Source organism: Methanoregula sp. (assembly GCF_028712425.1).
In the GTDB taxonomy this organism is placed as follows: domain Archaea; phylum Halobacteriota; class Methanomicrobia; order Methanomicrobiales; family Methanospirillaceae; genus Methanoregula.
Genome location: NZ_JAQTQD010000039.1, coordinates 1 through 8,905 on the forward strand (window position 1 = coordinate 1; position 8,905 = coordinate 8,905).

Genomic DNA, 8,905 nt, shown 5'->3' on the forward strand with positions numbered 1-8,905 from the left:
ACCGCCCTCATCATATTATTATTTATACAATTTCTAGAAAATCAGTGAATAATCACAAGTACCGCACGAAGTCTGCATACTGACAATAGCCGGTATGGCGGGAGGGGACTCTTCCCTCCGCGTCATGGTGTTTGGATGTGGCATTGACTTTTTGTCCGTGTTATGCTTCTCCGGGCTTTGTGGGAACCGATGCCATGTGGTTTGGGATTCCGGACGGACTCATCCTGATGAGTCCTGTATGGTAAGGGTGAACCGCATCTCGCATCAATGAAGGGCAGCCCGTATCGCCCGGGAGTCCGGCAGGGGAATACCCCTGCGGGAACCTGACGATCCGGGTACGCCCGGGGCCGCTGACAGCCCGGCCCTGACCGATGAAGAACACCGATGAAAATCATAAAAGGAGGATACCAATCATGAGGTCAGGAATCACTACACCCATTGACGGAAACGAAGTCCCGGGCGATGTCCCGGACCGTGCAGGACATGGCGTTCGGGCAAAACGCGGGAAATCAAAGAAAGCCGGCGCTTCCGTGACAGCACGAAAGTGCCGGAAGGGAATACAATCAGCTGCCCGGAGAGCGAAGAAGATCAGGAAACCCGCCGGGAGAAATATCTCATGCGGAGTGAGCGAGGCGGCCCGCATCCTGAAGGAGTGGGGGTATATTGTTGGGAGGATTGACGATCCTGACCGGCCGTTCGACCTGATCGCCCGGCGGGGGAGAGAAAACCTTTCCATCCGCATAGTACGTCCCCGCGAGCCGGTACGAAATGCATCAGACGTACGGTACTATTATTCACGGGAAGTTCTGGAGATGCAACCGTACTGGGAATCTGACGCTGACAACATCCAGTTCTGGCTCTTCTCAAGGGTGGCAGGTCTCCTGCGGTACCGGGTCTTCCGGGGCGGTATCTGGAATATCGAGACCATGCAGGAAGGGTGGCAGGAGAAGCGAAAAGAGAAGGCGGATTGCACAACCGGGGTTACAGGACTTGCGGTACAGAAATCGCGTACCGCTCCTCTCCCCATTCATGCAACCGGGCTTGATTAATGCTCAGATTGGTGTTCCGCGGGGAGTCGGTTATATCCCCCTGTCCAATACTGTTTGTCAAAGGGGCCCCCGAGACGCAGAAAATCGAGAGTTCACAATCCAAGGAGGGTCGAAGGTCGGCTAATGCCTCCCTTCTCCTCCTTCGGGATTGGAGGGATCTAAGATCCCGACAACCTGAATGGTGACGGTCTCACTCTTCAGGTTCTGATGAACCCTCAGGAAAACCAAATGGCAGATTTCGTACAGAACACCAATGTGAAAAGCGCGGTCCGCAGACTTGCCGCACCGATCGCTGATGTGGACGCATTCAACACGATCGTCCAGAATGTAATCTCGAACAATCCGTTCGGGTGTGTATCGTATATGAACGCGGGCGTCAACCACCAGCCCGTTGAGAAGGCAAAAGAGTCCTACACGGCACGGTTCGTGTACGTGAACGAGGATGCAAAGTCTGTGGGGAAAGGCTCGGAGAGCTACAACACGATGGCCGGCTACAATGCCGGGATCGCTGCTGTGCTCGCAAACACCGCCAACAACACGGCGCATGCCGGGACACCGGTCCATGACTCGCCTTCGGACAGCTTCTCGGCAACCCTGAGGTGCCATGATCCCAACGGGGAGCTTTACCAGGTCAACTTCTCCCGCCAGCAGGTCACCATCTCCAGTTACGAGGACGACGCCATCCGCACGAAGATCGAGACCTGGGCCGACGGGGTAACGGCCCTGGCCTGAACGCCGGGTGCAGATGACCGCGGGGGAGAAGTCTTACGGCTCTCTCCCGGTTCCGGTCATCTCTTTAGAGGATGGATATGTCACCAACCCTCACTTTCCCCCTCCGCACCTTCTGCTGGGGCGTGCTCCACGCGATCGGCATGTTCGATCCCGCGGAGCAGCTGACAGATGAAGACATGCTGGCTGACCCGGCCGGTTACCGGACCTGGTTCTGCCTCGGCGAGGTCTTCATGGCATGCCTCCTTTCTGGGATCATCGCAATTCCCGCAGGGATCTGGTTTGCCGGACAGACGGAACTGTCGCTTGCGTTCATCGGCGCCGGCGTCCTGTTCCTGCCGCTCTTCGTCTTTGTGCCCCGGCTCATCCGGTACGCCTGAAGGCGGACACGGATGCGGTGCTGGATGCGTTCGGCAGGAACGAACAGACAAAGCGAGTCTTCTGGGCCCTGTTCCTCGCCACTGCCGGCCTCGTGCTGGCGCAGGTGGTTGATCCGGTAACGGCGCAGAAGATGGCGGAGATCCTCGCGGGTCTTGTACCGTAAAATCTCGAAGGTCGTCAGACCTGAGAGAAGAGAAGAACTCTTCAGCGTTCTTCGAAATCTCGAAGGTCGTCAGACCTGAGAGAAGAGAAGAACTCTTCAGCGTTCTTCGAAATCTCAAAGGTCATCAGACCTGAGAGAAGAGAAGAACTCTTCAGCGTTCTTCGAAATCTCAAAGCTCATCAGACCTGAGAGAAGAGAAGAAGGCAGGTGAGCAGGGAGAAACACCCTGTTCCTCTCCAGTTTTTTTTATCGTGTGATCCTCGCCAATCCCCTGCCATCTCCTGGATTACCACCATCCTGCTTTTCGTACGGATGTGGAAAAACCCGCACCCGCGATCTCGTAAAGATGGAGGAAAATGATCCTCTCATCCTTATGATAATCCCGCATAACAGAAGGACTGAGTGATATGTGCCACTAAAACCATCACACGGAATTTTACATTCCTTAACATCAAGCATACCAAAAGATCATATGATCATGCATTAATAACACCTGATCTTATTATTCTTAAGATTCGTATGAAGAAATCGTGTGCATTTATTTTGATTGCCGCTATCCTGATCGGGGCGTGCATCGCCTTTGCCGGTTGTACGGGAACTGCATCTCCGTCAGCCAGTACCACAACGCCCGCTGCGGGATCCCCGGCAGCTTCCGGAACAACCACCATCACGGACGGGTTCGGGAGGACTGTAACGGTCCCGGCACATCCCACGAAGATCGTCTGCTCGGGTTCCGGCTGCCTCCGGTATGTCGTTTACCTGGGGGCGCAGGACACGGTTGTCGGTGTGGACAGCCAGGAGAAGAAGACGCAGGTCCTGGAAGGCCGGGCCTATGCGCTGGCAAATCCGCAGTTCAGGAGCCTGCCCCTGAGCGGGGAGATGAGGGGGAAGGACGATCCCGAGAAGATCATTGGTATCGGCCCCCAGCTCGTCTTCAAGACAGGCGCGACTGGCACCACCTATGGCACGAGCGGCCCCGAGGCAGACACGCTCCAGGACAAGACCGGTATACCGGTAATAGCCTTCCCGTACGGGTCCCTGCGGACCGATGCAGAGAAAGCCGAGTTCTACGCTGCCCTTCGGCTGATGGGAAAGATCCTTGGGAAAGATGCCCGTGCCGAGGAACTGATCGCCTATGTCGAAGAAGTGACAGCAGACCTTGAGAAGCGGACAAAGGATATCCCAGTGGATCAGCAGAAGAGCGTGTACATCGGCGGTGTCAGCTCCGCAGGGGCGCATGGAATTATCTCGACCGAGCCGGCATACCCGCCCTTCATCTGGGTGCATGCAAAGAACATTGCCGCCGGGTCCGACACGCAGCATGCGGATATCTCAAAAGAGATCATTGTCAGCGGCGACCCGGAGTTCCTGTTCATTGACGCGGGGACGATCCAGATCGACAACGAAGGTGCCATCGGCGAACTGAAGACCAACCCGGCCTATGCCGGCCTTTCTGCGGTGAAGAGCGGGAACGTGTATGGTGTCCTGCCCTACAACTTCTACAGCGTCAACTACGAGACCGTGCTTGCGGATGCCTATTTCATCGGGAAGACCCTGTACCCCGACCGGTTCTCGGATATCGACCCGAAGGTAAAAGCAGACGAGATCTACACGAAGTTTGTCGGGAAACCTGTATTTTCTTCCCTCAACGGGCAGTACCGGGACCTCGGGTTCACGAAGATAAACCTTACGTCGTGAGCGGGCAGCCATGCACCTGAACCAGGGAACTGTTCCGGAGGATTACCGCGCCTACCTGAACCGCAAGGTCCGGTGGATCCTCCTCGGGCTCATCCTTGCGTTCGTCTTTTTTGTCCTTGCCATATCCGTAGGAGCGGTAGCGATCCCCCCTCTCGACGTTGTCCAGTCGCTGCTGCGACTCTCGTCTTCCGATACGTGGGACAGGATTGTCTGGAACGTCAGGCTGCCCCAGGCAATCGCGGCCGTAGTTGCCGGGACCGGTCTTGCCATTGCCGGGGTGGCCATGCAGTCCATCCTGAGAAACCCGATTGCTTCTCCCTTCACGCTGGGCATATCGAGCGCCGGTGCGTTCGGTGCCGCCGTATCCGTGGTCGTGCTGGGCGCAGGTACCATGCAGTCAACGGTGGCAAGCCCGGTCGCGATCTCCAACCCTTACCTCACGACTGCCGTTGCCTTCATCTTCTGCATGATCGCGACCGGTATCATCCTTGCGATCTCCCACATTAAGGGGGCGTCCCCGGAAGTCATGGTCCTCACCGGGGTCGCCCTCTCCTCGCTCTTCTCGGCCGGGGTCATGTTCCTGCAGTATTTCTCCAACGATGCCCAGCTCGCGGCTGTCATCTTCTGGACGTTTGGCGATGTCGGGCGGGCAACGTGGGATATGCTGCCGCTGATGGTCATTGTCGTGGGGGCCGGGACACTCTATTTCATTGCCAACCGCTGGAACTACAATGCCATCGATGCCGGCGACGAGACGGCCCGGGGGCTTGGCGTGAACGTGACAAGGGTACGGCTTGCCGGGATGACCGTTGCCGCGGTCATATCGGCAGTGATCGTTGCCCTGCTCGGGGTTATCGGGTTTGTCGGCCTGGTCTGCCCGCACATGATGCGCCGGCTTGTTGGCGATGACCAGCGCTACCTCATCCCGGGGTCGGCGATTGCCGGGGCAGTCCTGCTCCTTGCCTCGGACACCGTGGCACGGATCATTGTTGCGCCGTATATCCTCCCGGTCGCCGTCCTGACGGCTTTCTTAGGAGCGCCCGTATTCATTTACCTGTTATTCAGGGGGTATAAACGATGACAAAGATGCTGACTGTAAATGATCTGAAATTCATGTACCGGAACCGGGATGTCCTGCAGCAGATCGGGTTTTCGATCGAGCAGGGGCAGGTCATCGCGGTGCTCGGCCCAAATGGCGTGGGAAAGACCACGCTCTTGAAATGCTTAAACCGCATCCTGAAGCCCCGTGAGGGCACCGTGATGCTTGATAACGAGAACCTGCTCGACCTTGACACGATGGATATTGCCCGCAGGGTCGGCTATGTGCCGCAGCGGGTCGAGACCGGGCGGCTGACCGCGTTTGACGCTGTCCTCCTCGGCCGCCGCCCCCACATTGGCTGGGATGTTGTTCCCCGCGATCTTGCCATTGTTGATGCGGTCTTCAGAAAACTGGGCATGGAAGCGCTCCGCCTCTCGTATATCGACGAGATGAGCGGCGGGGAGCTCCAGAAGGTAGCCATCGCCCGGGCGCTGGTGCAGGAGCCGCGTGTGCTCCTTCTCGATGAGCCCACGAGCAACCTTGACATGAAGAACCAGGTCGATATCCTGACCACCATCCGCGAGGTTGTCCGGGATCACGGGATCGCGGCCATCATGACCATGCACGACCTGAACCAGGCCCTGCGGTTTGCCGACACGTTCATCTTCATCAAGAACGGGAGAGTGCACATCCACGGCAGCCAGGATATCGTCACCCCCTCGGTCATCGAAGATGTGTACGGCCTCCCGGTCATGATCGGCGAACTGGGCGGGGTCCGGTGCGTTATCCCCGGTGCCTGTAAGACAACATAAAGAGAACCAATAAAGAGAGAATAAGACAGAACCAACGGAGAGAGATCATGCACGACCACGATCACCATCATGACAGCAAAGGCGACCACGATCACGGGCACAACCACCACAGTGCCCCACAAGCTGTAACGTTCGACGACTGCATCCGCTTCCACGGCCATTCCTGCCCGGGCCTTGCGTCCGGCTACCGTGCGGCAACCGCGGCCATGGAGGCCCTCGGCGTCTCCCGCCCCGAGGACGAGGATCTTGTCGCCATCTGCGAGACCGATGCCTGCGGTGTCGATGCACTCCAGGTCATTGCCGGGACAACGGCCGGGAAAGGCAACCTCATCATCCATGACTATGGCAAGCATGCCTTCACGTTCTATAACCGGATAGACGGCAGGGCGGTCAGGATCACGTTCCACCGGAACGAGGAGATGGAGAAGGATGGCATTGCCGGACTGCGCAAAAAGGTCTTCTCGGGAGCCGCGACCACCGATGAGCAGGACCACTTCCACGACCTTATGCACAAGGAGATGGTAAAGGTGCTCCATGCTCCTGCCGACAAAATCATGAAGATCGAAGAGATCACGATGGATGCCCCGAAGAAGGCCCGGATATTCCAGTCGGTCACCTGCGCGTGCTGCGGCGAGTCTGTCGCGGATGCAAAGACGCGGGTTGTTGACGGGAAGCGTGTCTGCATCCCGTGTGCCGAGGGGACGCACCCGTCACGGAAGCACTGACCGGCGATCATGGACATGACACTCAGGCCGATCGGGTTTGTCCGGTCGCGTTACAAAGGAAAGGGGGATGCCCCGCGGCAGGGCCGGTTGTCTGATACAATCTCGGAGATCGTGATTGCTGAAGAATACCGCGAAGGGCTGAAGGATGTCGGGAAGAAGTCCCATCTCTTCATCCTCTCGTGGTTCGACCGTGCGGACCGCAACGTGCTGCGGGCAACACCCCCGCACGAAGGTGTCGAGCACGGCGTATTTGCCACCCGGTCTCCCAACCGGCCCAATCCAATCGCCCTGTCCCTTGTCGATCTCATCCGCTGCGAAGAGGGAGTCCTCACCGTGCGCGGGCTCGATGCGCTTGACGGTACGCCGGTGGTGGACATCAAGCCGTATTCACCGGAGATTGACTCTATCACTGAATGAGTCTTACTTCAATACGCCTCATCGTGGTGAGCATATTTCACCAGAGTAATTAGCCCCTTTTTCTTATCGAACTTATAGATGAGGACATAGTGCCCGATGTGAACACGCCACCGTCCCTGCAGAGGCCGGTGGAGTGGCTTTCCGGTCTCCGGGTTCTCACCAATCTCCTGGAGTTTCTTCACCACCTGCTCAAAGCGGGCAGCATCTTTCGTCTTCATCTTCCTGAAGGTTGCCTCAACATCAGGATTGGCGACAATTCTGAACGTCATTCCGAGATGGCCCTGATAAAAGCGTCCATCGATTCGTAGGTCTTTCCTTTTCCCTTTCTGATATCTGCCTCAGCTTTTTTCACCTGTCCGATAAATTCCAGTTTAATGGCCGATTCAGGGGGATAGATGTTCTCGTCGATCTTCTCTTCAATCCGATCGAGCCGGGATATAATGTCGGCGAGCATCGTCTTGACCTCCTGATTCTCCGCTGGTGCAAATTGGGGAGCAGACTCGTACACTCCACGTATCGGAACAGCGCGAGTAGTTGCTTCAGCAAATTTTGTTTTCATGTCTTTCAAAAGCAATTTGTCTGGTGTTTTTTTTAATGATTGTATCCGGCCACTCATATCTTTTCAGATTTATGCTCTTTGGCTTCAATATTCTTTTGTCATGTTCACCGGAATGTGTGATGACCGTCACAAAATCAGCAGTTCTCAATCTCTCTCAAGCACAACCACTATCAGGAAAATCCTGTGCCTCGCTTCCCGAAGGGTACGTTACGTCCAGGATGAATCTCGTAGAAACGCTCCGGTCGCTTGGATACATTTTACGGGCGGTGCAGGAAAACGAGATCTTCGACCGTTCGCTCATCGATGCCGTGCACCCCGGCCCGCACCACTACAATGACGGGATAGCGGAATAAGAGAAAAGGGAAATTCAGCTCTCGATCGCGATCGTCGTGAGCTTGACCGACTCAACACCCTTGTGGGACATCAGCTTCTCGGCCAGCGCCTTGAGCTGGCTCCCGTCGCCATGCACCAGGATGACCTCGAGGCACCGCTCGTGGGTCACGTGGGAGTGGAGCGAGGCCTTGATGATGCCGTGGTACTCGTGCTCGATCTCCGTGATGGCCGAGAGGAGGTTCCGCTGCTCGTGGTCGTACACCATCGTGATGACGCCCTCCCGCTCGCCTTTCACATCCGACATCCACTTGTAGTAGGTGATATAGGTGCGGATGGCGTCGCGGATGCCTTCCGAGCGCGAGGAGTACCCGCGATAGTTCAGGATCTCATCGAAACGGTCGAGCAGGTTCTTCGGCAGCGAGATGCCGATACGGGAGAGGTCGTCTTCTATGGGCATAGCGGATCACTCATGAGTGTATGATTGCTGAATGTTTTTTAACGTTTTGAAAAAAAACCGGAAAAAGTGTTACTTGGTATTAACTGAGGGACTCCAACCGGTGGCAGGCTTCCAGAAGCGTCTCATCCTTCTTGGAAAACGTGAACCTGAGCTTCGTCTCCCCCCCGTTTGCATAGAACGAGCTCCCCGGCACAGCGGCTACCCCTGTCTTCTCCACCAGGTGACGGGCAAAGTCTGTGTCGCTCATGCCAAAGGAGCTGATGTCGGTGTACAGGTAGTATGCACCCCCGGGGAGTTCGCAGGCGAACCCGGCCTTCTTCAGGCCCTTGTAGAGGATCTGCCGCTTGCGGTCGTACTCGATGGCAAGTCCCTTGTAGTACGACTCCGGCATTTCGAGGGCGGCAACGCAGGCCCGCTGGAGGGGAGCGGGGGCGCCGACGGTCAGGAAATCGTGGATCTTCCGGATCCGGTCCGTGAGCGCGGCATCGGCAAGGGCATAACCGACCCGCCAGCCGGTCACGCTGTAGGTCTTCGAGAAACTGC

Annotated in this window: 14 protein-coding genes; 10 read left to right on the forward strand and 4 right to left on the reverse strand. The window is 56.8% G+C overall.

All coding sequences use genetic code 11. The features are described from left to right. The first annotated feature begins 413 nt into the window (after positions 1-413). The 9 genes from PHF39_RS13195 (at position 414) to tsaA (ending at position 7,013) form a co-directional block, all read left to right on the forward strand. The gene (locus tag PHF39_RS13195; protein ID WP_300224870.1) at positions 414-1,049 is read left to right on the forward strand and encodes a hypothetical protein; all 636 of its coding nucleotides are present in this window, start codon (positions 414-416) and stop codon (positions 1,047-1,049) included. A 228-nt stretch (positions 1,050-1,277) separates the two neighbouring features. Continuing rightward, a complete protein-coding gene (locus PHF39_RS13200; RefSeq protein WP_300224872.1) occupies positions 1,278-1,781 on the forward strand; it encodes a hypothetical protein in 504 nt (167 codons plus the stop codon). 77 nt (positions 1,782-1,858) lie between these two features. Next, on the forward strand, positions 1,859-2,158 hold the full coding sequence (locus PHF39_RS13205; protein ID WP_300224875.1) for a hypothetical protein: 300 nt from the start codon (positions 1,859-1,861) through the stop codon (positions 2,156-2,158). A 17-nt stretch (positions 2,159-2,175) separates the two neighbouring features. Next, the gene (locus PHF39_RS13210; RefSeq protein ID WP_300224878.1) at positions 2,176-2,322 is read left to right on the forward strand and encodes a hypothetical protein; all 147 of its coding nucleotides are present in this window, start codon (positions 2,176-2,178) and stop codon (positions 2,320-2,322) included. 519 nt (positions 2,323-2,841) lie between these two features. After that, positions 2,842-4,020, forward strand: coding sequence for an iron ABC transporter substrate-binding protein (locus PHF39_RS13215; protein ID WP_300224881.1), 1,179 nt, complete (start codon positions 2,842-2,844; stop codon positions 4,018-4,020). A 10-nt stretch (positions 4,021-4,030) separates the two neighbouring features. Next, a complete protein-coding gene (locus tag PHF39_RS13220; RefSeq protein WP_300224883.1) occupies positions 4,031-5,101 on the forward strand; it encodes an iron ABC transporter permease in 1,071 nt (356 codons plus the stop codon). Then, positions 5,098-5,871 (forward strand): ABC transporter ATP-binding protein, encoded by a 774-nt coding sequence (locus PHF39_RS13225; RefSeq protein WP_300224885.1) that lies wholly within the window; start codon positions 5,098-5,100, stop codon positions 5,869-5,871. The genes PHF39_RS13220 and PHF39_RS13225 overlap by 4 nt, the downstream gene beginning before the upstream one ends. A 47-nt stretch (positions 5,872-5,918) precedes the next feature. Beyond that, positions 5,919-6,596 (forward strand): FmdE family protein, encoded by a 678-nt coding sequence (locus PHF39_RS13230; RefSeq protein WP_300224888.1) that lies wholly within the window; start codon positions 5,919-5,921, stop codon positions 6,594-6,596. Between the two features lie 9 nt (positions 6,597-6,605). Next, complete coding sequence (gene tsaA, locus PHF39_RS13235; RefSeq protein WP_300224891.1) at positions 6,606-7,013, forward strand: tRNA (N6-threonylcarbamoyladenosine(37)-N6)-methyltransferase TrmO; 408 nt, start codon at positions 6,606-6,608, stop codon at positions 7,011-7,013. Positions 7,014-7,021: 8 nt separating this feature from the next. On the opposite strand, the gene PHF39_RS13240 is transcribed toward tsaA, so the two are convergent. Next, positions 7,022-7,282 carry a type II toxin-antitoxin system RelE/ParE family toxin gene (locus tag PHF39_RS13240; protein ID WP_300224893.1) on the reverse strand — a complete coding sequence of 87 codons (261 nt, stop codon included), beginning with the start codon at positions 7,280-7,282 and terminating at the stop codon, positions 7,022-7,024. Beyond that, entirely contained in the window at positions 7,279-7,629 is a 351-nt protein-coding gene (locus PHF39_RS13245; protein ID WP_300224895.1) for a hypothetical protein, read from the reverse strand. The genes PHF39_RS13240 and PHF39_RS13245 overlap by 4 nt, the downstream gene beginning before the upstream one ends. A 62-nt stretch (positions 7,630-7,691) precedes the next feature. Here PHF39_RS13245 and PHF39_RS13250 point away from each other — a divergent pair, with 62 nt between their 5' ends. After that, positions 7,692-7,925, forward strand: a complete 234-nt coding sequence (locus PHF39_RS13250) for a hypothetical protein (RefSeq protein WP_300224898.1) — start codon at positions 7,692-7,694, stop codon at positions 7,923-7,925. A 14-nt stretch (positions 7,926-7,939) separates the two neighbouring features. On the opposite strand, the gene nikR is transcribed toward PHF39_RS13250, so the two are convergent. Together nikR and PHF39_RS13260 are read right to left on the reverse strand one after the other, a co-directional pair. After that, on the reverse strand, positions 7,940-8,362 hold the full coding sequence (gene nikR / locus PHF39_RS13255; RefSeq protein WP_300224901.1) for a nickel-responsive transcriptional regulator NikR: 423 nt from the start codon (positions 8,360-8,362) through the stop codon (positions 7,940-7,942). A gap of 79 nt (positions 8,363-8,441) precedes the next feature. Continuing rightward, on the reverse strand, positions 8,442-8,905 hold a 464-nt coding region (locus PHF39_RS13260; RefSeq protein WP_300224903.1), incomplete at its 5' end, for a pyridoxal phosphate-dependent aminotransferase.

Coding starts and splice junctions, on each gene's coding strand:
- PHF39_RS13195 (WP_300224870.1), top strand. CDS start 414: ATGAGGTCAGGAATCACTACACCCATTGACGGAAACGAAGTCCCGGGC.
- PHF39_RS13220 (WP_300224883.1), top strand. CDS start 4,031: ATGCACCTGAACCAGGGAACTGTTCCGGAGGATTACCGCGCCTACCTG.
- PHF39_RS13205 (WP_300224875.1), top strand. CDS start 1,859: ATGTCACCAACCCTCACTTTCCCCCTCCGCACCTTCTGCTGGGGCGTG.
- PHF39_RS13250 (WP_300224898.1), top strand. CDS start 7,692: ATGACCGTCACAAAATCAGCAGTTCTCAATCTCTCTCAAGCACAACCA.
- PHF39_RS13225 (WP_300224885.1), top strand. CDS start 5,098: ATGACAAAGATGCTGACTGTAAATGATCTGAAATTCATGTACCGGAAC.
- PHF39_RS13230 (WP_300224888.1), top strand. CDS start 5,919: ATGCACGACCACGATCACCATCATGACAGCAAAGGCGACCACGATCAC.
- PHF39_RS13215 (WP_300224881.1), top strand. CDS start 2,842: ATGAAGAAATCGTGTGCATTTATTTTGATTGCCGCTATCCTGATCGGG.
- nikR (WP_300224901.1), bottom strand. CDS start 8,362: ATGCCCATAGAAGACGACCTCTCCCGTATCGGCATCTCGCTGCCGAAG.
- tsaA (WP_300224891.1), top strand. CDS start 6,606: ATGGACATGACACTCAGGCCGATCGGGTTTGTCCGGTCGCGTTACAAA.
- PHF39_RS13200 (WP_300224872.1), top strand. CDS start 1,278: ATGGCAGATTTCGTACAGAACACCAATGTGAAAAGCGCGGTCCGCAGA.
- PHF39_RS13240 (WP_300224893.1), bottom strand. CDS start 7,282: ATGACGTTCAGAATTGTCGCCAATCCTGATGTTGAGGCAACCTTCAGG.
- PHF39_RS13245 (WP_300224895.1), bottom strand. CDS start 7,629: ATGAGTGGCCGGATACAATCATTAAAAAAAACACCAGACAAATTGCTT.